Here is a 22,677-nt window from a genome sequence, read left to right on the forward strand (position 1 = left end):
GCTTTCGCGTCGGGTATCCCTGCCAGCTGCCAATTCGCTTCCAGTCCACTGAAGCCTCTCACCCACCCACCCCCCTTCGCGCCGTCTGGATCCCCCACATCGCCGCCAAATCATCGAGGTCGGCGCGCAGATTGTCGGCCATGGTCAGGCGCTCGCGTTTGTGGGGGGTGATTTCGGCCAGCGCCCTGCCTTCGGCGCAGACGAGCTGCAGCACCTGGTAGCCGCGCGAGCCGATGAGCTGGCGGCAACGTTTGAGCTCGTGGGCGGCGGTGATGCGGGCGGCGAGCGGGTCGCCTTTGCCGCCGTCGACGCGGTCCAGCGCATGGTCGAGGCTGCGCACCGTGCCGCCGGCCTTTTCCCAACAAGCACGGAAACGGTCCGCCGCCTCCTTCTGCGCGCGCGCCAGGAAGCCGCGGGCATAAAGCGTTTCGACGGCGCTTTCCCTGATGTTCTTCTGGGCTGAGATGATGCGCGGAAACGCCTTTTCGCCGTCACGCGCCGGCCGCCAGCCGGGGTTTTCGACCTCGACCGTGACCAGCGGGCTCGGCGGCCTCGCCTGCTTCTTCGCCTTGCCCGTCTTGCCGATGCCCGTCTTGTTCATGACTTTGCTCGTGCTCATCCTGCTGATGCCCGTCTTGCTGATGCCCGTCTTGCCCATGCCTGCATTGCCCATGCCGCCGATATTGCCTGCCGCGCTGCTCATGCCCGCTCCACCACGACGGGCTTCTTGCCCGGCCGAAACAGCCGCTCGGCCTCGGCCCGGGCAGCAGAGGCCTTGTCGCCAAAGCCGCGGATTGTGCCGTTGACGTGTTTTTCCTGGGCCCGGTAGGCGGCGATCAGCGCCTGTTCGCGCGAGGGATAACCCGCCGGCTTTTCGCCCTGCATCACCGGCCAGTAGTCGGCCTTGTGGCTGTAGCGGACCAGCGCCCGCCAGGCGCCGTCGATCCATTCCGCCTTGGCGTGAAAATGGTTCATGGCTTGTCTCCGAGGATCGAGAGGCGCGGCAGCGTGATGGTGCTGGCGGGCGGCTGTGCTGCGGCCCTTGCCGCGGCGGAACGGACAAAGATGGGATCGCCCAGGACACGCGCGGTGAGATCGCGATCGTCATCCGGCAGCTCGGCCACAAGCGCCGCAAACTCGGCTTTCGTCACCCTGTCGTCATGGATGCGGAAGCTGTGCACCGCCTGGTAGCGCGGCCGCTTGGCGTCCGCCCGCCTGCGCCGGTAGTCCGGATCGAGCCGGCAATGCACCGTGTCGGGCGAAAGACCGAAGATCACGGCGATCTGGTTGTACTTCAGGCCCGATCCACGCATCCGGCCGGCGAGATCGAGGTCCCAGTCCATGGGTTCGGCTTTTTTGGTCTGCATCACGCCACCCTCTTCAGCTGGGGCCAGATTTCATCGGGAACCGGCGTGCCCCAGCTCTGGGCCAGCGCGATCAGCTCGCCGAGGCCCTGGCTACTGGCCTGGGCCAGAAGATCGGTCCGGTTGTTGCGCATGGCCGCCTGCAGCAAGGGCAGCTTGAGGCACATGCGGGCGTGCTCGTCCGACCTCGGCTCCCGCCGCGGCGCCCATTTCGACGCCCCAGTCGGCGCAGGCAGGGCCTGGCGGCCGCGATAGGGCAAGATCTCGGCGATCCGCCGGGCCTCCTGCACGAATTCGGCGACCGACGGGGCGAAGGTCCTGTTCTGGCCGCGGACCTCGCCCGACGTGAAGCGCTGTGCCGCCTCAATGACCGCCCGGGCTGTCACCCCTGAAAGCACCGCCTCGTAGGTCTGCATCGTCAGGTCCGGGCTGCCGGCCGTCTGGGGGAAAGAATTCAACATTGCGGCGATTGCCAAATAGGCCTTCTGATCCATCGCTAGCTCCTGCAAGTCTGTCGATTGCCACGTCCACGAAGTTGCGCCGTCGCGGCGCCGGCGGGGTATTGCGGGCAACGGGGCGGCGCTCGACGGCGTGCCGGCACCAGTTGCGCCACGTCGCCGGCCAGTCGAGCTTGACGCCCCTCTGCCCGGCTTGCGAAATCCAGTAGTCGCGGAATTTTTCCGCCTCGCGCCCGGCCTCTTCAGGCGAAAGCCCGGCCTTGGCCGCGTCTTCCAGGCTGGGGCAAAAATCATCGGGAAGGCGTCGCCCCCGGCTTTTGGAAGAACCGTAAGGTTCTTCCTTTTCCGGTCTGGCGTCTGGCTTCTGGTTGGCACTGCGGGCGCTTTGCGGCGGCGCTGCCCCTGCATGCGGCGGCCGTTGATTTTGCTGCACTTTCGTCCATCTGACTGCTGCCGCCTGTTTGCCTGCCTGCGACTTTTCCTGGCGGTAGAGGCTTTCCTTCTGGACGCGGTCGTTCCACAGGCCGCCGGCGACACGCCGGATCTTGCCCTCGCCGACAAGGCTCTCCAGGGCTGCCCTGAAGGTCGCGTTCGATGCGCCGCACAGCCTGGCCAGGCGGGCATAATCTTCAGGCACGGGTTCGCCCCGCTCGTACATCGAGGCGACGAGGGTGATGTAGATGCCGGTCTCGGCAGCGCTCATGCCGCGCGTGCCGGCCAGCCAGTCCGAGGCAAAGAAGCGGATCCAGGGCATGTCGCTCATGCAACCACCTGCCCGGCCTGCGATCGTGCGCTGCGGTCGTGGGGCTGCGCGGGGCCGCAAGGATGGTGGCCCCCGAGGCTGCGGGAGGGACAGCCTCGGGGGCGCGCGGCTGCTGCTGGGAGGGCAGAAGCAGCCGAGACGAAACAGGGGCGCGACATGTCGTCGGCAGCGGCGGCTGCGCCGATAATGCCGATTTCAGGGACGGCGCTGCCTGGGGTCCTGATCCTGGCGCGCACTCCGGCGCAGCGCCCAACCTGTCGGGCCGCAGATCGTGGCGCGAGATCGACACGCCTGCCGCCGTTTCCAAGGCAATCGCCATCGCCGCGCGGCCGGCCTCGCCCAACAGCCATGAGATGCGTTGCCGCGAGCAGCCCGCCTTCCATGGTGAGCTTCATCTGGGGGTCATGCAGCAGCGCAACAGCCCGCCCGGCATGAGTGCGAAAAGCGTTCATACTAGAAAACTAGTAGAAAACACTCTGGCCGTCAACTAGCTTCCTTGTGTGACCTTCTACTAGCAGGCTGGTAGAATCGGCCCATGCCGAGCATTGCCGAAAACCTGAAACGCCTGCGCGCCGAGGCCGAGCTGTCCCAGGCAGCCCTGGCTGAGAAGGCTGGCGTCAGCCAGCAGCTGATCTCCCAGCTCGAGCGCAACGTGAACAGTTCGACCAAGGAACTGCCTGCCATCGCCCAGGCGCTCGGCGCCCCTGTCCACGAGATCGACGAAGCCTATGTCACGGTCGCGGGCGGCATCGCGACCACCGTCGTCCCGCTCATTGCCTGGGTCAGCGCCGGCGCCATGGCGCAGGATCATTTTGGCGGCGAGGCGCTCGGCCAGCTGCACATCGGCGACCTGCCGGCCGGCGACTGGATTGCGCTTCAGGTCCGGGGCGATTCCATGGACCGTATCTCGCCGCCGGATTCCATCATCGCGGTGAACCGCAAGGACAAGCGCCTGGTCCCCAATGCCTGCTATGTGATCGCCGACGACAATGGCGATGCCACATACAAGCGCTACCGTTCAGACCCGATGCGGTTTGAGCCGGTCTCGACCAACCCGTCCCATGAAGCGATTTTCCCCGACCGCGAGCCCATCATCGTCGGCCGCGTCAAACGGTCGATGATCGACATGTGAGGCAGGACCTGGGGCGACATGGCGGTATCCGTCGCCCCCTGCCTTTCGCCGGCCGCGCCGCGAGCCACAAAGACCAGCAAGCCGCGCACGACACACCTGCCTTAAAACATCGCATCGGCTTCTGCTGCCGATGTCCGGCCTGCGAGCATATACCTCTTAGAGGACGCGAATAGACCACGCCCGTTGCGGATTGGCTGGCGATTTCGACTTCCGCCTCGACATCGCAGACCTTCATGAATGCAAAAACCTGTGGGCCAGTACTCTTGCCTGCTGGCAAACAACAGGGATCATCACGGTCTCGAAAGGCCGGCGTCGGCCGCCCGCAGACATCATCCTGGACGCAGGTCGCCGAACCGTCATGCCGACGCTGTCGAGGCAGCGCTGACAACAGCGGAAGGAACGAGGACAAGCCCCGCCTGCGAACCGCCCGCCAGCTTGCCGGCATCCATCGCCGTCATCCGCGCGGGGATGGAATTCACGGGCGTCGAAACCAGACCACCCCGCACGGCCGGCCACGGGGCGGACCTCCGTCCTCCTGCCCGGCAGCCAAGACGAGAGCCAGGGCCAACGGCAGGCGGTATTATCAGTCGGGCCGGCTCGGCTGCTGTGGGCGCGACACCAGCCAGGCGCCGGCCAGGGCGCTCCACAAGGCCTCCGCCGATACCATCTCGGGCATCTCGCGCCGCCTGATTTCAGGCGTGCGCGCGCCGCCCGACATCAGGCGTGGGCGCGCCGCCTGATGCCAGACATGCGCGCACCGCCCGAGCTTTGGGCATGCACGCCGCCCGCAAGCATCGTCGAGCATGAGACGCTCCCTTTCGACACGCGTCGAGCCGAATGTGGCGCGTTGCCGCTTCGGCATTGCAGCCAGTGCGCACGCCTTGTCCAGACCCCGAAGCCCCCTGTTCACGCCCGAAACTGTGCGGTTTTGGCAGCGCCCGATTCGCGTGATTTTCACTACCCTTCTAGTTGACTGGTTTTCCGGTTGACCATCTTACTAGTTTTCTTGTAGTTTCGTGTCATCACTGCCGATGGAGCGAGACATGAACGCCCACACGATCGAATTCGCGAAGGAATGCGGTTACGCCGGCAGCAGCCCGGCGATGCTCGATGCCTTCGAGCAGGTTCGCCGGCACGGCATCGAGCAGGCCCGCAGGTCCCACCACGACCGCAAGCGCATCACCGATGCGCTCAAGACCGATCCCGACCTGATATCGGGGATGATCCACCCGGCGCAGTCTGTCGACGAGGCGCTGCAAGACATCGCCGCGTTTCTCCTCGCCTGCCGCAACATGCCCTCCTGGCGCCGGCAGAACCATGCCGCGGCCATACGCAAGGCCAGGGCCAACCGGCTCTATTTCCGCTTCTTTCGCCGCTTCGGCGCTCGGCTCATGGCCCGGGCGGCGGCGTGACGCCCCCACCGCTTCCCCATCGCCTGCGCAATCGCACTGCCCCCGGCGCTCATTGCCGGCCGGATCGTCCGACTGGAGAATTTCCCATGCATTCCATTTCTGGAACGCCGCTCCATGAATGCAAGCAGCTTGCTGAGCAGCTTCGCGACCAGGCCAATGCGTTGATGGCGACATCGGAAACGTTGCGGCGCCGGGCCGACCAGATCCTCGCCTCAGGCGCGCCGTCTCGCTATCTGGATGCGCTCGACCTCTTCGAAGATCTCAGCGCCGACGCTCAGGCCCATTTCGACAAGGCAATGGCGCTTTATCGCCGCGCCCACGCGACCAGACGGTTCGAGCGCCTGAAATAAGGCTGCGGCCGCAGCCCGAACCTTTCACGCCTCACTCACCACCTCGCCCACCCATCCTCCAGACCGGAGCAAGTCATGCCGACGGGCCTGGAGCGGGCGCCCGCTCGCCGAAGGACCGGCCTGGCGGCCGAAGGCCGAGCGGCCCTGGGTGGTCAGTGGGCTTGCTCGAGCTCCGCTCGAGGAGCACGATGCTCCACACAAACGGGGCTCACACAGTGTTTTGGCGGCATTGGTCATTCAAGCTTTGGGCCATCGGCTCGGCACTTTGGGCAACGCTCATCTGGATTGCGACCTCGGAGCCGCGCAACTATCCCTATGTCCCTGCCCTCGCCTTCGTGCTTCACAAAGGAAGTGTCGTTCCGAAGGCCGTTGAGATGGGGTCGACCGAATACCAGCTGCTCGCCGGCCAGGTGAAAGATGGAACATTGGAGACTGTTCGGCTCGGCAGGGCCGACGAGGCAGTCCTGGCTGCGAACCAACCCGACGCCGAAAGGGCCGACCAGCTAAGACGCATTCAAGACGCCTACCCAGTCGTGATGACCGAGCTGGAAGCTCGGAGCAAGCGTGATGCCATTGGACGAGCCATACAGATGGCAACCATAGCGCCGCTGACACTCCTGGCTCTTGGCCTCTTCATCGGCTGGTTCCTCTCGGGCCTGCGAGCGGCGAAGAACTGAAGCCCCTCGACCCGGCTTGTCCAGGCAACCTTCCGGCAGGACGCATTACCGCCGCCAGATCGCCGATAGCCGTACCAACTCCTCATATTTCGCTCCGCATCGATCGTAGACGCTGAGTGTGTTGATCCGCGTGCAGCCGGCGCGAGCAACAATTTCATCCAGCAGATGCGCCAGAGTGCGGTCACCGCCCGCCTTCACCATCGCGTCGCGGTCATATTGCTTTCGCATCCCGCATTTGTCGCAGGTGATGATGACCTTTGGGGCGGGAAATTCTGAGAGCATCGGCATTGGAACAAAATAAGAACAAATGCCATGCGGAGTCAATTCGCCGCGGGCTGACCTATGGGCATGAGCGACGAACAGATCTCAGCCCCGAAGCCGTCATGCCTCTACGAGCACTGGTGCGAGCAGGCCGGCTGCAAGAAGGATGGCGGCTGGGGCTTCGCCACTGGCAAGCAGGCGCCGCACTTGGTTCTGCCACGAGCACAGGGCCGACGGCGAAAAGTACGTTGCTTGAGGCAAACGAGCATTTGGTACAATTGCTGCAAGCAGTTGGCACGCATTAGGCGATTGAAATTATTGAATACACCGCTAGGTTCGCCAGACTTTTTCTTGGGGGATTTCTGCGATGAAGGCGATTCTGCTAGCGAGCGCCCTGCTCGGTATTTCTGCTGGCCAAGCACTTGCAGCGGACGCGACGGCAACCGCTCCGGCAGCCTTTGTCTGGACTGGCGGATACATCGGCCTGCAGGCCGGTCACGCCTGGGGAAAATCCAACTATGACGTCGATATCAACGACGCCTACGTCCCGTACGATCCAGAGGGATGGTTCGGTGGCGTCTATGCCGGATACAACCATCAGTTTTCCAACAACATTGTCCTGGGGATCGAAGGGGACGCCAATTTAGGCGACGTCAAAGCCGGGCGAACTCTCGCCTTCAATCCGAACCCATTGCCTTCCGAATACGGTGACTCGCGCATCGCATGGCATGGCTCCGTGCGTGGTCGCCTGGGTTATGCCGTTGATCGGCTGATGCCGTATGTCACCGGCGGCGTCGCGTTCGCCAAATACGAACATACGATCAATTTCAACAACTCCAAGTTCCGCGATGACTACACCGGCTGGACTGCCGGCGTCGGTCTTGAATATGCCGCTACGGACAATATTGTCGCCAGGATCGAGTATCGGTACGCCGATTATGGTGAGAAGAAATATGCGGCGCAGGGCGGGCTTTTCCCGCACACCACCAATCTGGAGACACACGACATCCGGGTTGGAGTCGCTTACAAGTTCTAGGGCATGGGCTAGTCCCCCAGAGGATCGAGAATGTCGGGCGTGTCGTTCTTCGGCGAGCCGACCTTGCGACCGATCTTCCACATCGTCATCAGCTCAGACGGGAACGGCTTCATCAGGTCACCTGGGTCCTGCTCGGGCCCGATCCAGCGGGCATAGTCGGTAGGCGCCAGAATGACCGGCATGCGATCATGGATCGTCGCCATCAGCTCGTTGGGCGCACAGGTGACAAGGCAAAACGTCCGCAACAGCTCGCCGGTCGCGGGATTGCGCCAGTCGTCGTAGACGCCGGCCAGCGCGAAGGGCGAGCCATCTTTCATGGCGATGGCGTAGGGCTGCTTGTCCTTGCCGGTGCCATTGATGTCGCGCCACTCGAAATAGCCGTCGATCGGTACCAGGCAGCGCCTGGACGCATAGGCCCGCTTGAACATGCCGTTGGTGGCGATGCTTTCCGAACGTGCGTTGATCGGCGGCGGCCGCCCGGAACTCGCCTCTTTCTGCCAGGACGGGATCAGGCCCCATTTGGCCGGGACGAACATCGCGCTGCCCTTTAGGGCCTCGTCCGGCACGATGATCGGATAGATCAGCGTCGGCGCACCATTGTAGCGTGGGAAGGCATTGCCGAGGCCGGCCACGCCTGAAGGGTCGGCGAAGCTGAAGCCACGCACCAGCTCGGCAAGGGTCGACTTGACGAAGACGCGACCGCACATGGCGCAACTCTGCCGCCTGACGGAAGACTTGGCAATGCCCAGGCCTCCTCGTGGCCACCTCGTGGCAATGCAGCAACACCCGCTCCAATTTCCACAACCTATTAGAGCATTAGGATATTGCAATTCATCTTTTCGTGCGTAATTTGCCGACCAATGGCAAGGGGATAATCATGAAGTCAGTGCTTTGGGCCGCAACGGCTCTCGTCATGTCGATCGGTGCAGCAAATGCTGCGGATGCCGTGAGCGTCCCCCCGGCCGGCTTTGTCTGGACCGGCGGCTATGTCGGCGTGCATCTCGGCTACGGCGCCGGCCGAACCACGGTCACCGAGTTGGACGATTATTCGTTCTCGGAGTTTGGCGACACGCAGTTCAAGTTCAACTCGAACGGCTTCCTTGGCGGCGTGCACGCCGGGTACAACTGGCAGTCGGGCCAATTGGTCTATGGCCTTGAACTTGACATCACCGGCGCCGACATCAGCAACACCGTCGCCAACTCCATGATCCCCGGCGCCAATGAGAGCTTTTCCACCAGGATCGACTGGTTCGGCACGGCCCGCGCACGCCTGGGATATTCGGTCGACCGTTTCCTGCCATATGTCACCGGCGGCGTCGCCTTTGGCCACATCAAGAGCAGCTACGACGACAATGATTTCGTCCCAGGCAACCATGCCGTCGCCGACGACGTCGTGGCCGGCTGGACCATCGGCGCAGGCGCGCAATATGCGCTCACCGACAACTGGTCCCTTCGCGCCGAATATCTGTATGTCGATCTCAAGGACAGCCAGGGCTCGTTCGATGGCTTCAGATACGACTTCGACAACAACGCCCATGTCGTGCGGCTCGGCGCCAGCTACAAATTCTGACCTCGACAGTCAGACCAAAGAGACCCCGGTTCCGGCCGGGGTTTTTGTTTGACCATCTCCGCGGCTTAAGGCACGCTCTCCAGTACGCGAAAGCGGGATCAAGACGACCTCCTGAAGATCGTCAGATACCTTGCCAAAGTCCTCGCCACGGCGAGACGAGATCACAGAGAAGGTTGCGGCCGCCTTCACTGCAAGCATGGACATCGCGATGGGCAGCGGCACGCCGCTGCCACGAAGGCAGTGACTGAATCCATTGGGGGGCAGGAAGAATGTCGCGGCGAGCAATCCTTCGTAACGTCCTTGCTGGTTCGTTTTTGCTCGGCCTGCCGTTGCCAACTGCACATGCAGCTGAGCTTCCGACAGATGCCGCCGGCTACTCCCAACATCTGCGCGAACTCTGTCTGTCTGGGGCAGAGAGCAGCATGCCAGGAACAAGCATTGTCGCCGCAGGCAACTTCTGCAGTCTGTATATCGAGATACCGATAGCGTCGACCACGCCTTGCGCTGACACGCCGGAGGCTTGCACCCAGCGTTTCATCGGCAGCTACTTCAACGTGCGTCTGTCGAGACTGAGACAAAATTACACGTATTGCGACGATCAGGTATGCAAAGTCTATTACAACTTTCGAGACCCAGAAAACCGCTACGAGTCATTGACAGAGTGCGGGTTTGATATTGGCGGAATTGCCAGGGTCGACGCACAGCGAATAGTTATGAGCGTGGTGAGCATTTCGATCAACAGGAACTGCCTGGCCGGGGTATGATCTCACTCCGAACGCCCACACATTTGGGTGTTCTGGCGCAACTATTGATACAAAAGCCCCGCCACCTTTCGGCAGCGGGGCACAAGCGCTCATATCATGGCTTAAAACTTGTATGCCAACCCGACACGAACATCGCTCGTCTTGAAGCCGAAGCTGCCGCTTCCGCCCACATCGGTGAAGTCCAGATCACCATAATCCGTGTATCTGTATTCGGCCCGACCAATCAGACTATCGGTGAAGGCATATTCAACACCTACACCCACCGTCCATCCGACAAGCGTGTCACTGAATTTCACAGTTGGCGAACCGCCGGTGAAGACGGTTGCGTCGGCTCCGGCAAATGCCACGCCGCCTGAGATGTACGGCAAGAACCGATCGACCGCATATCCAAGTTTCGCGCGCACAGCGCCGGTCCAATTCAACTCGTAGTCTATGCCCGCGCCAGCCACTGGAACGCCCGAGGTCAACCCTTGGCCAAAGCCATCAATGCCTGACCACGCGATATCGGCATCAATGCCGACCACGATGTTGTTGGCCAGTTGATGATTGTAGCCGGCATAGACGCCACCCAACCAACCATCGATATCCGCAGGCGCCGTAGGTCCGACGGGATTGGTCGACAGGTCACCATCGCCCCAGCCATATCCTGCCTGAAGACCGACGTATCCGCCTGTCCAAACAAAACCTGCCGGCAAAACTTCGGGAGTTGGCTCAAGCACGACCGCATCGGCCGCGGAGGCAATGCCTGACAGCCCGAGCACGAAAACGTTCGCTAGCAAAAACTTTTTCACAGCAGTTCTCCGGACTTACCCCCCAGTAGAAATTACCACGTGGTCGAGAAATTTATAGTCCCATCCTGAACTCACTTTGGCGCGTTGCTGAAACACAACAGGCACTTTCGGCCCAGGTAGAATGGTCGGGGTGGTGGACGGCCGGTGATTGCATATCAGGCAGCCGCTGCACCCGCTGCGGCAGCCGAGAGCAGCCTCCCGACCGCCCATAGAGCCTTGCCGACGCCATCAACCTGCGCCACACAAGTCGCCAGCGACGCCTCTGCATGCTGCAAACGCTCGGCGAGCACGACGGTGGCAGCAGCCTTGTCCAGCTCGCGGGACCGGCAACTGGTGAACATCGCGCTGCCGAGGGATATGCCGGACTAGCGCGAGAACCGATACATGATCTGGAGATTGGTGTGGATCCTCGGGCGACCGCGAAGGGCCCTCACCAGGTTTTTCCGCCAAATCCTTCGGCGAACCTTGGGTGGCTCAGACCACCCTTCGCAGGCGAACACTACCAGCGAGTGTTTTGCCACTCCCTCAAACCTGCGCTTGTCGTATGACCTGACATGCACCTCCAGAAGTGGGTGCTGCTCATCGTATGGCACAGTGACATAGACAAGTGGCGCCTTTGACAGCAGTGCCTTGACCACCCCGATGTCGTCCTCGATGTGCTCGATCACGTTTGATGCGATTACAGCATCAACCTCAGGCATTGTCTCGTGTGTACCTACGACGAATTCTGCAATGCCACCGTAGATCTTGCGGCAAATCTCGATCCCGTCGGCAGAGATATCCAAACCGATAAGCCTCGCGTTCGGAAAGTACGCTCGATATATCGGCATACCATCGCCAAGGCCGCATCCGAAATCGAGAATTGTGCCGTTGAAACTGCGTGGCAGATTCATGCGCCGGACTTGGGCTTTGGCAAATTCCGTGGTTTGCCACCGCCCTCTGTTGCCTTCCCACGTCCCCGACGTGAAGAGATTGTCCCAGTATTCTTTTGAGTTCACTGTGAGCGACATTTGCCCTCCCAGCAAATGCTTCAGGACAAACTTGGTACAGTCAAATTTCCCCTGCGGCAACTCAGAAGGCCGCCGCAGGACCAAACAGGCCAATAGCCTCAAGCTCCGTCGCCGACATCGCTTCGATGTCGCGCGGATGCGAAACGCCATCGACGGACTTGCCAGGCACGGAATGCCCCATGCTCATGCTCGAAATAGAGCTGTCATCAGGCGGAAGCGGAACGGGAGCGACTCGCTGTCGGCGGCCTTTCGCTGCTGCAACGTCGTGCCTAACCGGCTGTCCGGCCGCAATATAATGTATTGCTGTTGTTAGCAGATGGTGGGCCCGGAGGGACTCGAACCCCCAACCAAGCGGTTATGAGCCGCCGGCTCTAACCATTGAGCTACAGGCCCCACGCGGGCTGGATAGTGGCTTTTTCGGGCGGGCACAAGACATCTTCTCAGCAAGCTTGCACGTTGCCGCAATGCACCCATAATCCAACAGTAGTTCACCTTCCCGGAAGGGCCTTCCAGAATGGAGAATATTATGAATCGCAAATACATGGCAGCACTGCTTGCCGCAACGCTCGCGCTTCCGGCAGCTGTCGCCCATGCCGACAACCAGCCCTCGCCGCGCATCATCGTGATGGGCGAAGGCCAGGCCACCGTGGCCCCCGACCTGGCGCTGCTGTCGCTGTCGGTGATGCGCGAGGCCAAGACCGCCCGGGAAGCGCTCGACGCCAACAACGACGCCATGGCCGCGGTCATCGCCGCCATGAAGGCGGCAAGCATCGCTGAACGCGACCTGCAGACCTCGGGCATCCAGATCTCGCCGCGCTACAACTACACCAACAAGCCCGACGGCACCCAGACCGCCGAACTGATCGGCTACCAGGTCACCAACACGCTCGCCGTGCGCGTCCGCGACGTCGCCAAGACGGGCGAAGTGCTCGACAAGGCCGTGTCGCTCGGCGTCAACCAGGGCGGCGGCATCACCTTCACCAACGACAATCCGTCCAAGACCATCACCGAGGCGCGCAAGCTTGCGGTTGCCGACGCCATCGACAAGGCCAAGGTCCTGGCCGAAGCCGCCGGCGTCAGCCTCGGCCGCGTCGTCGAGATCACCGACCAGTCCTATGCCCCGCCGCCGATGCCGATCGAGGCCAAGGCCTTCGACCGCGCAGCCGGTGCGGCAGCCCCTGTCCAGGCCGGCGAGAACGCCTACCGCGTCCAGGTCAACGTCACCTTCGAAATGAAGAACTGATTCTTTTTCCACCGAGGGGTCGAGCGCGCCCCGGCGCCTGAGACCCGATGAGACAAGGCCCCGTGCATCGCACGGGGCTTTTTTTCGTGCCGATGACCGCAGAATGCGAAAAACCCCGGAGGCCTGGCCTCCGGGGTTTTTGCCTGGAGCCGCACCCGCTGTCCCGGGGGCTCCCCACTATCGCGCGCCCGCGTCTGCGGGCGACGATCCTGTTGCCGGCGCCCGGCTTACGAGCGCCAGATCACCGGCGAACGGCTTACCAGCGAACCACGGGGCAGTTCGGGGCGCGGCCGAAGGTGACGGCAACGCGCTCGCCATATTTGCGGCCGGCGACCGTGATGGTGCGCGGGCCGACATCGGCGATGCGGGCGCGGCGCAGGCCCATGCGGTCGGCCTTGTCCAGCGCCCGGTCGGGCGTGCAGCGGCGATCCCAGCGGCCCTGGTCGGGGCGACGATTGTCCCAACGGTTGTCCCAGCGATTGTCGCGGCGGTTGTCCCAGCGGTTGTTGTCCTGAACGAACACGCCGACGCGCGGCTCGCCCTGGCCGAGATTGAGGTAAAGCCCGTCTGCCTGGGCCGAGGCCGGGATGGCGGCCAGCGTGCCGAGGCCGATGAGAGCCGAAAGAGCGGCGGTCGTGAACTTGTTCATGAGGTCTTCTCCTTGAATTCGGGGGCGTCAGGCCGTTGTTGCCTGAGCGATGACCAGACAATGCACCTGGCCATCTGAACCGATGTCGAACCGCACGTTCATTTTCGGTTCATCCGCCATGTTTTTGATTTTTTTGATTCTTTTGGAGAACACAGGCGTAGGCTCGGGCGCGGACGGTGCGCTCCGGCAGGGCAAAAGTCAGGGCAATGTCGGCAAGAAAGGAAAAAAGATCAGGGCTCTTGGTCGAGCATGTGATCGAAATAGTCCTCGGGTTCGGCGAGCTCGTCCTCATGCGCGGTCAGCTTGCCGCGCACCGAGATTCCGGCCTCATGCACGGTCTCGCGGCTGCCCGAGACGAGATGGTGCCACCAGTAGAGATCGCGGCCCTCGCCGACCAGGCGATAGGCGCAGGTGCCGGGCAGCCAGGAGATGGTGCGCACATTGGCGGGCGTCAGCCCGACACAGTCAGGCACGCGCGCGAGGCGATTGGCATAATCGGAACAGCGGCAGGTGGCGCCGTCGAACAGGCGGCAGCCGACGCTCGTCCAGTAGATCTCGCCGGTGTCCTCGTCCTCGAGCTTGGACAGGCAGCATTTGCCGCAGCCGTCGCACAGCGCCTCCCATTGGGCGGGGCTCATCGCCTCCAGGGGCGTGGTTTTCCAGTACGGCTCATCCATGGTCTGGCATGTGGCGCGCATCGCATCCCGCGTCAAGCGCATGCGGGCCTCGCGCCGGGCGAATGCAGGTTTTGTGTTCATCGCCAGTTCAGTGAAGTCACGATATTGCCATGTTGCTGTCGGGCAAATGCCCCTAAACGATGCGACTGGCGGGCGGAACCATTACCGGTTCCACCTGTTTGGGCGGGGACGGGACACCTTTTGAGGAGACTTCCAGCAATGAAACGCCAACCACGGATTCTCGCAGGCACGGCTATCGGCCTGTTCATGGCGTCCGCGCCGTTGGGCGCCATGCCGCTGCCATCGGGCATGGCATCGACGAACAGTCAGGCACTGCCGCTGGTGCGCGTGCAGGCCGAATGCCAGGAAGGCGAATCGGCCGAGGCCTGCGCCGCGCGCCAGGGCGGCGGCCAGCAGGCGCCCGAGCCCCGCCAGCAGCCGCAGGCCGAACAGCCGGCGCCCGAACCGCAGGCCGAGCAGCCGCAGCGCAAGAAGCGTCAGCCGGTCGAGGAAGCAGCCCCGCAGGAAGCTGCCCCCGAGCCGCAGGCCGAGCAGCCGCAGCGCAAGAAGCGCCAGCCGGTCGAGGAAGCAGCCCCGCAGGAAGCTGCCCCCGAGCCGCAGGCCGAACAGCCGCAGCGCAAGAAGCGCCAGCCGGTCGAGGAAGCAGCCCCGCAGGAGGCCGCTCCCGAGCCGCAGGCCGAACAACCCAAGCACAAGAAGCGTCAGCCGGTCGAGGAAGCCGCTCCCCAGGAGGCGGCCCCCGAGCCACAGGCCGAACAGCCCCAGGCTGAGCAGCCCAAGCACAAGAAGCGCCAGCCGGCAGCCGAGGCCCCTGTCGAACAGCCGGCCCAGACACCTGAGGTAGCGCCCCAGCCTGAACCGCAGGCCGAGCAGCCGGCGCCCAAGCACAACAAGAAGGAAAAGGCTCCGGCCGAGGAAACCAAGCCGGTCGAGACGCCCGAGGTGGCGCCTCAGCCCGAACCGCAGCCGCAGGCCGAGAAGCCGGCGGAAAAGCCGGCAGAGGTGACGCCCGAGCAGGTTCCCACCCCGACCCCGTCGGGCGAAACCCCAGTCGAGGGCAAGAAGCCCGGCAAGCACAAGCCTGCCGAGCAGCCGGCGACGGAACAGCCTGCAACGGGCGAAAAGCCTGCCGAGGGCGCACAGCCGGCCGAAAAGCCTGCCGAGGGCGAAAAGCCGGCCGGCGAACAGTCGTCTGGCCAGCCGGCAGAAAAGCCGGCCACGGCGGAACAGCCAGCAACAGGCGAGAAGCCTGCAACTGCCGAACAGCCGGCTACGGGCGAAAAGCCTGCGACCGCCGAGCAGCCCGCAACGGGCGAACAGCCGGCCAAGCAGGTCGAAGAACGTCCGACCATGCAGCGCGAGCAGCCGGCCAATCCGAACGATGCGCCGATCCTCGACAGCCAGAAGGAAGAGGTCGCCCCCGTCGAGGCCGGCCAGAAGCCGGCGCGCGGCAAGCCCGGCAAATCAGGCGAACAGGGCCAGACGGGCGAACAGCCTGCCCAGCAGCCGCAGCCTGTCGATCTCGGACCGCCGCCCACCGACGACAAGACCGCCCAGGAAGCGGCCCAGCCGGTCGAGATCAAGCCGGTCATCGCCGAACAGGGCACCCGCCTCGACAAGGCTCCCGATTTCGACATCCGCCGCCGTCCGCGGCCGGAAGGCACCGAAGTGCTGCGCGAGATCGGCGACCGCATCATCATCCAGATCAACAACCAGGTGATCGTCGAGAGCAACGACCGGCCGCGCATGACGCGCGACGCCCAGGAGGTCTATTATGACGAGCTGCCGGGCGGACGCACGCGCGAGGTCATCGTCCGCGACAACGGCAACCAGATCATCACCGTGCGCAACCGCTACGGCGATATCGTCCGCCGCTCGCGCATCACGCCGGACGGCCGCGAATATGTGCTGAACTACGTCGACGACCAGTATTACCAGGACATGGACGAATGGCGCGATCCGGGCCTCGACCTGCCCCCGCTCCAGCTGCGCATCCCGCGCCAGCAATACATCCTCGATGCGCAATATGTTGACGATCCCGAGGCCTATTATGACTTCCTCGAGCGTCCGCCGGTGGAGCGCGTCAAGCGCCTCTACTCGGTCGACGAGGTCAAGCGTTCGGCCCGTGTCCGCGACATTGCCCGGCGCGTTGATCTCGACACGCTGAACTTCGAGTTCGGCTCGGCCTCGATCTCCGAGGACGAGGTCGCCAAGCTCGAGGGCGTCGCCAACGCGATCGAGAAGCTCCTGAAGAAGAACCCGGCCGAGACCTTCCTGATCGAGGGTCACACCGACGCCGTCGGCTCCGATGTCGCCAACCTGGCGCTGTCGGATCGTCGCGCCGAGTCCGTTGCCGATGCGCTGACCAATGTCTTCGGCATCCCGCCGGAGAACCTGACGACGCAAGGCTATGGCGAGCGTTACCTCAAGGTGAAGACGGAGGCCCGCGAGCGCGAAAACCGCCGCGTCGCCATCCGCCGCATCACGCCTTTGGTGGCGCCGGTCGCCAGCGCCAACGCCAACTGAGGGCGCGTCCGCGCGGAGGTTTCCGCGCGGAAACAAAGGGTTGCACGGGCACGATGATTCAGTTCGTCATCGTGCCCGTGCCTGTAAAGACCAGCCCCGGCAGGGTTTTGCCCCGGCCGGGGCTGCCACATTTGACCTGATGCCGCCGGTAACAATCACGCGAGCAACAGGCTTTCGCCATTGATTCGCTGGATTTTGATGCCACCTTGAACGTGACGTGGTTCCCTGCCCCGTCCGTCTCCGGCACCATTAGGAGACACAGGCCCGGCCGAATCCCCCCTCCAGCGGCCGGGCCTTGTTTTATCCGGCCGCCTGTTGCATTCGTGCGGCACAATTCCTCACCCAATCGCCAGTTTTCCCCAAACCGCAAAACTTCGGACGTCTGATGAAACGCCTCGAACTCGCCATCGAATCCGTCATTCTCGCCTCGCGCTGGCTGCTCGTGGTGTTCTATCTCGGCCTTGCCGTAGCGCTCGGCATCTACGCCCTGTCCTTCGTCAAGAAGCTCTACGACTTCACCGTCAAGGTGATGGTGCTCGACGACACCGACACCATCCTGAAGGTGCTGGGGCTGATCGATGCGGCACTTGTCGCCTCGCTCGTGGTGATGGTCATCATCTCAGGCTACGAGAACTTCGTCAGCCGCTTCGACGACCATGACGGCGAGGTCCACTGGCTCGGCACCATCGACATCAGCTCGCTCAAGATCAAGGTCGCCTCGACGATCGTGGCGATCTCGTCGATCCATCTGCTGCAGGTGTTCCTCAACCACCAGCAATACACCTCCGAACAGCTGATGTGGCTGACGCTGATCCACCTCACCTTCGTGCTGTCGGCCCTGCTGCTTGCCTATATCGACCGCCTCACCGGCCTGACCAAGGGCGCCAAGAGGGGCGACGACGGCCCGAGCATCTAGAGCAATTCCAGGAAAAGTGCGCAGCGGTTTTCCGTCCGGAAGTGCGCAAAACAAAGAGATAGAGGGTTTCCGCAATTCGAAGAAAAGCGGAAACGCTCTAGGCTCGGACGGATTCAGTTTCGCAGCAGATGCGTCGACAAGGCTGAATTTGTTCAATCTTTTCCGGCAGACAGATATCGAACGGAAGCCGTCTCCGTTCCTGTTGCCACGCCTTGTCAGGGAGGCTCCACTGCGCCTGCTGAGCTATGCACTGGTCGTTTTCGGAGCCCTGCTCTGCGCGGCCACCTTTGCCGGCTGGATCTGGCTCAATGCCTTCGCCTGCGGCATGTCGCCGACGGGGTGCAACGGCTTCCGCCTTGCCTGGCACGACACCGAGGCCCTGGCCTATTTCATCCCGCCCTTCATCGTCGGCATCGTCCTGGCCGCGACGGGCGCCACGCTGCTCTTCAGCGACAGGCGCCGCTAGGCTGCCCGGGCCGGCGCCGACGCGCAGCCACGCACCCATCAAGGGCTGCCGAGCAATTACAGCTTGCGCCTCGATACCACGCAACCAAGACGTGCACATGTATCCGGAAGTTTTTTGTAATTTAGCCCTGGTATATATTCGACCAGAGCGCTAACAGACATCTGGGCCGGGTTGCAGAATAGATTCTGCATATACTTACAAGACTTTTGGGGAACTTGATGAATTTGAGAACATTCGGGTTCGGCACGTCGGTGTCGGCCGCAGCCCTTCTGTTGGGCATGGCTTCGTCCGAGGCGGGCCAAAGCACGATCACCTTCGATATCTGCAACTCCAGAATTTGCGACGAGTTGAGCTCGGACTCCTATATCGGCACAGGATACGACGCAGCACTCGACGACAGGAATGAAGCCGGCGCTGCGGAAGAAGCGGGCTCGGATTCCGTCAGCGACGCCTACGATACCTGGGGCATTCTGTACGGTTCGCAGAGCGCCGCCGGCGGCAGTCTCTCCAACGTCACCTCCTACGCCACCGGGTTCAATGGGCTGGCTGCCTGGCGCCAGACCGAGAGCTACGCCGCCATACCCGAACTTCCCGGCAATTCGGTTCGCTGGTTCGACAGCTTCACCAACAACACCGGCGCCGTCATCGAGGCCAATATCGTCTTTGGCGGCAATCTCGGCTCGGACGGCGGCACCTACATTCACAGCGTCGGCCAGGGCTTTTTCGTGACCGGCGACCGTCTCCCCGGCAACCGCTCGAACGACCCCGTCATCGCCCATCTCTACGGCAACAACCAGTACGCGTTTGCCCTCACGACGTCCTTCGCCAACGGCGACGACGAGCCTTTCATCGTTTTCCCGATCGCCGTTGCGCCAGGGCAGACCGTCTCGATCATGAACGTAAACCTGCTGTTCGGCGACACCGACCGAGACGACGATACGGACGGTTCTCTCTACGCAGCCGACGTGGCCCTGGCCATCCAGCAGGCGGAGCTCTTCGTCAACAGCCCGATCTTTGCCGGCCTCACTGCAGCGCAGGTGCAGAGCCTGATCAACTGGAACGTCGCCATCGACGGCTCGCTGCCCGCCGCCGGCGGCCTGGTCGCATTGTCCCAGCGCGTCCACGAAGCCTACGACATCCTGCTCAACCGCGACGCAGCCTGGATCGGAGGTGTATCGGCCCAGATCGCCAGTGGCGCCCTGCACTATGCATCCGACGACGCCGCGAACGGATCCGACGGCGCTGCCGCGCTGGCCCGTTCGGTCAGCGATGCCGGCGGCAAGGTCAGGATTTCGGGCTTCGAGGGCGATCAGGCGTTCCTGTTCGGCGGTTACACCGTGGGCTCGCAGACATTTTCGGCCGGCGACCTCGATTTCGGCGGCTATGTCACCGGCCTCGGCATCGAGCATGCCGTGACGCCGGAGCTTCTGCTCGGCCTCGCCGGCGGCTACGGACATGGCAATGGCGATATAGACGGCGTCTATTCCGACCTCGACAACACGCAGTTCACGCTGTCGCCTTATGCCCGCTGGCAGGCGCCGAACGGCACCATGTTCGACGCACGCTTGTCGGCATCGTCGGAGCGCTGGAGCTACGCCCGCGCGGCCGGGGCGGGAACGGCCAATGCCGACGTCGACGGTTACAGCCTGGGCGCCCGCCTTGGCGCCGCGCACGACTTCGACATGGCCTGGGCCAAGGTCACGCCCTTCGCCAACCTGTCCTACCTCCGCACACACGTAAACGACTACACCGAGACAGGAGCCGGCGCGGCCAATCTCGCCGTGCCGTCCTATGATGTCGACCGGCTCGAGACGTTTGCCGGCGTCGGCCTGTCCCGCAGTTGGCAGCTCGCCGGCGGAACGACGCTGCGCGGCTTCGGCAGCCTCGGCCTCGGCGCTGCCTTTCTCGGCGATGACGGCGCGATCTCGACCCGCTACACGACATCGGCAACTTCGTTCCTGAGCCAGCTTGAAACAGGCGAAGGCGCCTTTGGCCGCTTCGAGGCGGGACTTGCCGTCGATCTTGGCGAACGCATCGGGCTGACCTCGAGCTACGCCGCATCGTTCGGCGCCGACCGGGAGCAGCACACGCTCAAGATCGGCCTTTCAGGCAAGCTCTAGAGCAATTCCAGGAAAACTGCGCAGCGGTTTTCCATCAGGAATTGTGCACAAACAAAGAGATAGAGGGTTTCCGCAATTCGAAGAAAAGCGGAAACGCTCTAAGTGTGCTGACCGAAGGCTAATGGGAATTGGAGAAGCCAGACGGCGCGATCTTTCCTTCTCCCCTTGTGGGGTGAGGAGTAGTGGCCGAAGGCCAGGAAAAGCCAACGATTTGGCTTTTCCAACGACGAACGCCCGGAGCCGTAGCGGAGGGCCGGGAGGTGCGACCTTCCCCTTCTCCCCTTGTGGGAGAAGGTGCCCCGAAGGGGCGGATGAGGGGTGCTGGACGGAACGCGGCGCTTCAAGCAAGCTTTCGTCCGGAACCGCCTCATTTCCGCCAACACCCCTCATCCGTCTCGGCGCTGCGCGCCGATCCACCTTCTCCCTCAGGGGGAGAAGGAAAGGTTGCGCCCTCTGACCCTCAAACGACATGGCATGGAGGCGCCCTGCGGCGCCTCCATGCCTGCCAGCCACGTCACGCCGGCACCACATCGGGTGAATACAGCGCCACGAACTCGCCGGTCGGCGGGATCGGCTTGATGACGTCGATCAAAACGCCGTTGGGATCGGCAACGATGAAATGGCGCTGGCCGAAGGCTTCGTCGCGCAGCGAGCGCAGGATGGGCAGGCCGGCGGCAACGAGCCGGTCATGCACGCCATCCACGTCCTTGACCTCGAAATTGATCAACAGGCCGGCGGCGCGCCCCCTGCCCTCGGCCGGGATGGTCTCGTGGTCGCCGTCGACGATGGCGAGATTGACCCGCTTGTCCTCGGTCGAGCGCAGATGGACGTACCAGCCGCAATCGAACAGCGATTCGAAGCGGAAATGCTCGATGTAGAAGGCCGCGGTGCCGGCGACGTCACCGGTCATCAGCACGGGATAGTAGCTCGTCGTTTTCATGGCTTTCCTTCTCCTCTCAAAAAACATACTGTCTGTATGTAGATGCAATTAACATACAGGCTGCATGTATGCAAGAGAGAACGGAACGCCGCTCCAACCGCGACCGCACAGAGACGACGCGGGCCCAGCTGATCGCCGCCGCGCGCCGGCTGTTTGCCGAAAAATCCTATGCCGAGACGAGCACGCCCGAGATCGTCGCCGCCGCCGGGGTGACGCGCGGCGCGCTCTACCACCACTTCACAGACAAGCAGGCGCTGTTCCGCGCCGTGGCGGAGGAGGAAGCGGCAACCGTCGCCGCCGAGATCGAGCATGCCGCGCCCGAGGCGCTGGACGCACGCCAGGCGCTGATGTCGGGCAGCCGGGCCTATCTCGAGGCCATGCAGGCGCCCGGCCGCACGCGGCTGCTTCTGCTCGACGGCCCGGCCGTGCTCGGCCGCGCCGGCATGGACGAGATCGACGCCCGCCACGGCAACCGCACCCTGCGCGAGGGCCTGGCGATCGCCATGCGTTTGGGGGCGATGAAGAAGCTGCCGCTTTCGGCGCTCACCGGGCAACTGGCCGCTGCCTTCGACCGCGCCGCGCTCGCCATCGATGCCGGTGCTGATGCCGGCGAGCAGCTGGAGGTGATATCGGCCGTCATCGACGGCCTGATTGTGCCTGCAAATGCCGGTCCAGCAACGGCGTGAACGCGGTTTTCCGCCCGGAAATCGCGACCGGAACAGGGTCTTCTGGATGGCAAAAAGCCCGGCGCATGGCCGGGCCCTTGCCGAACATGTTGTCGGAGATGTCTTCGGGCGTCAGCCGAAAATGCCGTCGCCCTGCTCGTCGACGAGCTGCCGGCCCTTGGTCAGCGACACCTCGACGGCGTCGTCGAGCCCGGCGAAACGGTCGGCGCGAATGAACTTGTGCTCCTTGATCACGCCGTCGACCTCCTTGACGACCAGGCCGCAGGTCTGGAACTGGCCGCCTTCCTTGTAGGGCGTGGCCTTGATCGAAAAGCCCTTATATTCGATCTCCTTGGCGACCGCCGTTGCAGCCGGCTCAGTGCTCGCACCGCCACCGCCAAAAAGCCTCTTCAGAAACGACATCGGTTCTTCCCTTTGTTTTCCGAAGCTTAGACGCTTGTCTTGATTCAGTCGAGGCGTTTTGGACTGGCCGTGACTTGGCCTGACTTCATGTGCTCATCCCATCGAGGCGATGATCTCGCGATAGGCGAGCTCGGGGAACGCCTTCATGGTGCGCGTCCTGACATTGCCGCCCTGGCCGAGCATCATCGCAAAGCGCGCCACCACCGCATCGTCGGGGGCCTCGGCGACCGCCACCATGTCGCATTCGCCCATGGTGAGGTAGAACTGCCTGAACGAGCCGCCCATTTCGCCGAGCAGCTTCTTGGCGGCGTCCAGCCGCTTCGGCGAGGACCTGACATCGCGCATGCCCTGGTCCGTCCAGTTGATCAGCATGATGTAAGTCGTCATGGCAACCTCCCTCCGGTGCCACGGCGCACGGCGGAAGGCCGGGGCAGGCACCGGGT

General features: G+C 63.3%; 29 protein-coding genes and 1 tRNA gene. 12 read left to right on the top strand and 18 right to left on the bottom strand.

The window, feature by feature from the left end; all coding sequences use genetic code 11:
* Nucleotides 1-58: 58 nt before the first annotated feature.
* From NDO48_RS05475 to NDO48_RS05495, 5 genes are read right to left on the bottom strand one after another with little or no spacing between them, the layout of a single operon-like run.
* Nucleotides 59-703, bottom strand: a complete 645-nt coding sequence (locus tag NDO48_RS05475) for a hypothetical protein (protein ID WP_267321033.1) — start codon at nt 701-703, stop codon at nt 59-61.
* Nucleotides 700-975, bottom strand: a complete 276-nt coding sequence (locus NDO48_RS05480) for a hypothetical protein (protein ID WP_267321034.1) — start codon at nt 973-975, stop codon at nt 700-702. Before NDO48_RS05480 ends, NDO48_RS05475 begins: the two co-directional genes overlap by 4 nt.
* Nucleotides 972-1,367, bottom strand: coding sequence for a hypothetical protein (locus tag NDO48_RS05485; RefSeq protein ID WP_267321035.1), 396 nt, complete (start codon nt 1,365-1,367; stop codon nt 972-974). Before NDO48_RS05485 ends, NDO48_RS05480 begins: the two co-directional genes overlap by 4 nt.
* Nucleotides 1,367-1,780, bottom strand: coding sequence for a hypothetical protein (locus NDO48_RS05490; protein WP_267321036.1), 414 nt, complete (start codon nt 1,778-1,780; stop codon nt 1,367-1,369). Before NDO48_RS05490 ends, NDO48_RS05485 begins: the two co-directional genes overlap by 1 nt.
* Entirely contained in the window at nt 1,728-2,585 is an 858-nt protein-coding gene (locus NDO48_RS05495; protein WP_267321037.1) for a YdaU family protein, read from the bottom strand. Before NDO48_RS05495 ends, NDO48_RS05490 begins: the two co-directional genes overlap by 53 nt.
* A gap of 535 nt (nt 2,586-3,120) precedes the next feature.
* Here NDO48_RS05495 and NDO48_RS05500 point away from each other — a divergent pair.
* Nucleotides 3,121-3,717 (top strand): LexA family transcriptional regulator, encoded by a 597-nt coding sequence (locus NDO48_RS05500; RefSeq protein ID WP_267321038.1) that lies wholly within the window; start codon nt 3,121-3,123, stop codon nt 3,715-3,717.
* A 583-nt stretch (nt 3,718-4,300) separates the two neighbouring features.
* Here NDO48_RS05500 and NDO48_RS05505 read toward each other — a convergent pair.
* Nucleotides 4,301-4,579, bottom strand: coding sequence for a hypothetical protein (locus tag NDO48_RS05505; protein WP_267321039.1), 279 nt, complete (start codon nt 4,577-4,579; stop codon nt 4,301-4,303).
* 181 nt (nt 4,580-4,760) lie between these two features.
* Here NDO48_RS05505 and NDO48_RS05510 point away from each other — a divergent pair, with 181 nt between their 5' ends.
* The 3 genes from NDO48_RS05510 (at nt 4,761) to NDO48_RS05520 (ending at nt 6,156) form a co-directional block, all read left to right on the top strand.
* A complete protein-coding gene (locus NDO48_RS05510; protein ID WP_267321040.1) occupies nt 4,761-5,129 on the top strand; it encodes a hypothetical protein in 369 nt (122 codons plus the stop codon).
* An 86-nt stretch (nt 5,130-5,215) separates the two neighbouring features.
* The gene (locus NDO48_RS05515) at nt 5,216-5,479 is read left to right on the top strand and encodes a hypothetical protein (RefSeq protein ID WP_267321041.1); all 264 of its coding nucleotides are present in this window, start codon (nt 5,216-5,218) and stop codon (nt 5,477-5,479) included.
* A gap of 188 nt (nt 5,480-5,667) precedes the next feature.
* On the top strand, nt 5,668-6,156 hold the full coding sequence (locus tag NDO48_RS05520) for a hypothetical protein (RefSeq protein ID WP_267321042.1): 489 nt from the start codon (nt 5,668-5,670) through the stop codon (nt 6,154-6,156).
* A gap of 45 nt (nt 6,157-6,201) precedes the next feature.
* On the opposite strand, the gene NDO48_RS05525 is transcribed toward NDO48_RS05520, so the two are convergent.
* Nucleotides 6,202-6,438 (bottom strand): hypothetical protein, encoded by a 237-nt coding sequence (locus NDO48_RS05525; protein WP_267321043.1) that lies wholly within the window; start codon nt 6,436-6,438, stop codon nt 6,202-6,204.
* Between the two features lie 346 nt (nt 6,439-6,784).
* Between NDO48_RS05525 and NDO48_RS05530 the strand changes: the two genes are divergently transcribed.
* Nucleotides 6,785-7,453 carry an outer membrane protein gene (locus NDO48_RS05530; protein ID WP_267321044.1) on the top strand — a complete coding sequence of 223 codons (669 nt, stop codon included), beginning with the start codon at nt 6,785-6,787 and terminating at the stop codon, nt 7,451-7,453.
* A gap of 8 nt (nt 7,454-7,461) precedes the next feature.
* On the opposite strand, the gene NDO48_RS05535 is transcribed toward NDO48_RS05530, so the two are convergent.
* Nucleotides 7,462-8,160: an SOS response-associated peptidase gene (locus tag NDO48_RS05535; RefSeq protein ID WP_267321045.1), complete on the bottom strand. Its 699-nt coding sequence runs from the start codon at nt 8,158-8,160 to the stop codon at nt 7,462-7,464.
* A gap of 170 nt (nt 8,161-8,330) precedes the next feature.
* Between NDO48_RS05535 and NDO48_RS05540 the strand changes: the two genes are divergently transcribed.
* Nucleotides 8,331-9,023 carry an outer membrane protein gene (locus tag NDO48_RS05540; RefSeq protein WP_267321046.1) on the top strand — a complete coding sequence of 231 codons (693 nt, stop codon included), beginning with the start codon at nt 8,331-8,333 and terminating at the stop codon, nt 9,021-9,023.
* A 9-nt stretch (nt 9,024-9,032) separates the two neighbouring features.
* Here NDO48_RS05540 and NDO48_RS05545 read toward each other — a convergent pair whose 3' ends face one another.
* The 5 genes from NDO48_RS05545 to NDO48_RS05565 all read right to left on the bottom strand — a co-directional run bounded on the left by NDO48_RS05545 (nt 9,033) and on the right by NDO48_RS05565 (nt 11,981).
* Nucleotides 9,033-9,365 carry a hypothetical protein gene (locus NDO48_RS05545; protein WP_267321047.1) on the bottom strand — a complete coding sequence of 111 codons (333 nt, stop codon included), beginning with the start codon at nt 9,363-9,365 and terminating at the stop codon, nt 9,033-9,035.
* Between the two features lie 523 nt (nt 9,366-9,888).
* Nucleotides 9,889-10,578, bottom strand: a complete 690-nt coding sequence (locus NDO48_RS05550; protein WP_018428800.1) for an outer membrane protein — start codon at nt 10,576-10,578, stop codon at nt 9,889-9,891.
* A gap of 155 nt (nt 10,579-10,733) precedes the next feature.
* Nucleotides 10,734-10,919 carry a hypothetical protein gene (locus NDO48_RS05555; protein ID WP_267321048.1) on the bottom strand — a complete coding sequence of 62 codons (186 nt, stop codon included), beginning with the start codon at nt 10,917-10,919 and terminating at the stop codon, nt 10,734-10,736.
* Nucleotides 10,920-10,943: 24 nt separating this feature from the next.
* Complete coding sequence (locus NDO48_RS05560; protein ID WP_267321049.1) at nt 10,944-11,588, bottom strand: class I SAM-dependent methyltransferase; 645 nt, start codon at nt 11,586-11,588, stop codon at nt 10,944-10,946.
* A gap of 317 nt (nt 11,589-11,905) precedes the next feature.
* Nucleotides 11,906-11,981, bottom strand: a tRNA-Ile gene (locus tag NDO48_RS05565).
* A 133-nt stretch (nt 11,982-12,114) separates the two neighbouring features.
* Here NDO48_RS05565 and NDO48_RS05570 point away from each other — a divergent pair.
* Entirely contained in the window at nt 12,115-12,831 is a 717-nt protein-coding gene (locus NDO48_RS05570; RefSeq protein ID WP_018428822.1) for an SIMPL domain-containing protein, read from the top strand.
* Nucleotides 12,832-13,087: 256 nt separating this feature from the next.
* Here NDO48_RS05570 and NDO48_RS05575 read toward each other — a convergent pair whose 3' ends face one another.
* Both NDO48_RS05575 and NDO48_RS05580 read right to left on the bottom strand, forming a co-directional pair.
* Nucleotides 13,088-13,480 carry a hypothetical protein gene (locus NDO48_RS05575; protein ID WP_267321050.1) on the bottom strand — a complete coding sequence of 131 codons (393 nt, stop codon included), beginning with the start codon at nt 13,478-13,480 and terminating at the stop codon, nt 13,088-13,090.
* A gap of 230 nt (nt 13,481-13,710) precedes the next feature.
* Nucleotides 13,711-14,157, bottom strand: coding sequence for a YcgN family cysteine cluster protein (locus NDO48_RS05580; protein WP_026227368.1), 447 nt, complete (start codon nt 14,155-14,157; stop codon nt 13,711-13,713).
* Between the two features lie 219 nt (nt 14,158-14,376).
* Here NDO48_RS05580 and NDO48_RS05585 point away from each other — a divergent pair, with 219 nt between their 5' ends.
* The 4 genes from NDO48_RS05585 to NDO48_RS05600 all read left to right on the top strand — a co-directional run bounded on the left by NDO48_RS05585 (nt 14,377) and on the right by NDO48_RS05600 (nt 20,206).
* A complete protein-coding gene (locus tag NDO48_RS05585; protein ID WP_267321051.1) occupies nt 14,377-16,704 on the top strand; it encodes an OmpA family protein in 2,328 nt (775 codons plus the stop codon).
* Between the two features lie 385 nt (nt 16,705-17,089).
* Nucleotides 17,090-17,620 (top strand): TIGR00645 family protein, encoded by a 531-nt coding sequence (locus NDO48_RS05590; RefSeq protein WP_267321052.1) that lies wholly within the window; start codon nt 17,090-17,092, stop codon nt 17,618-17,620.
* A gap of 16 nt (nt 17,621-17,636) precedes the next feature.
* The gene (locus tag NDO48_RS05595) at nt 17,637-18,086 is read left to right on the top strand and encodes a hypothetical protein (RefSeq protein WP_267321053.1); all 450 of its coding nucleotides are present in this window, start codon (nt 17,637-17,639) and stop codon (nt 18,084-18,086) included.
* Nucleotides 18,087-18,304: 218 nt separating this feature from the next.
* Complete coding sequence (locus NDO48_RS05600; protein ID WP_267321054.1) at nt 18,305-20,206, top strand: autotransporter outer membrane beta-barrel domain-containing protein; 1,902 nt, start codon at nt 18,305-18,307, stop codon at nt 20,204-20,206.
* Between the two features lie 514 nt (nt 20,207-20,720).
* Here NDO48_RS05600 and NDO48_RS05605 read toward each other — a convergent pair.
* A complete protein-coding gene (locus NDO48_RS05605) occupies nt 20,721-21,146 on the bottom strand; it encodes a VOC family protein (RefSeq protein WP_018428829.1) in 426 nt (141 codons plus the stop codon).
* A 68-nt stretch (nt 21,147-21,214) separates the two neighbouring features.
* On the opposite strand from NDO48_RS05605, the gene NDO48_RS05610 reads away from it, so the two are divergent.
* Nucleotides 21,215-21,832 (top strand): TetR/AcrR family transcriptional regulator, encoded by a 618-nt coding sequence (locus NDO48_RS05610; RefSeq protein ID WP_018428830.1) that lies wholly within the window; start codon nt 21,215-21,217, stop codon nt 21,830-21,832.
* Nucleotides 21,833-21,943: 111 nt separating this feature from the next.
* Here NDO48_RS05610 and NDO48_RS05615 read toward each other — a convergent pair whose 3' ends face one another.
* Both NDO48_RS05615 and NDO48_RS05620 read right to left on the bottom strand, forming a co-directional pair.
* Complete coding sequence (locus NDO48_RS05615; RefSeq protein ID WP_018428831.1) at nt 21,944-22,234, bottom strand: HlyU family transcriptional regulator; 291 nt, start codon at nt 22,232-22,234, stop codon at nt 21,944-21,946.
* A gap of 93 nt (nt 22,235-22,327) precedes the next feature.
* Nucleotides 22,328-22,621, bottom strand: coding sequence for a GYD domain-containing protein (locus NDO48_RS05620; protein WP_018428832.1), 294 nt, complete (start codon nt 22,619-22,621; stop codon nt 22,328-22,330).
* Between the last annotated feature and the right edge of the window lie 56 nt (nt 22,622-22,677).

Origin of the sequence: Aminobacter sp. MET-1 (genome assembly GCF_026521175.1) — a bacterium.
Lineage (GTDB): Bacteria > Pseudomonadota > Alphaproteobacteria > Rhizobiales > Rhizobiaceae > Aminobacter.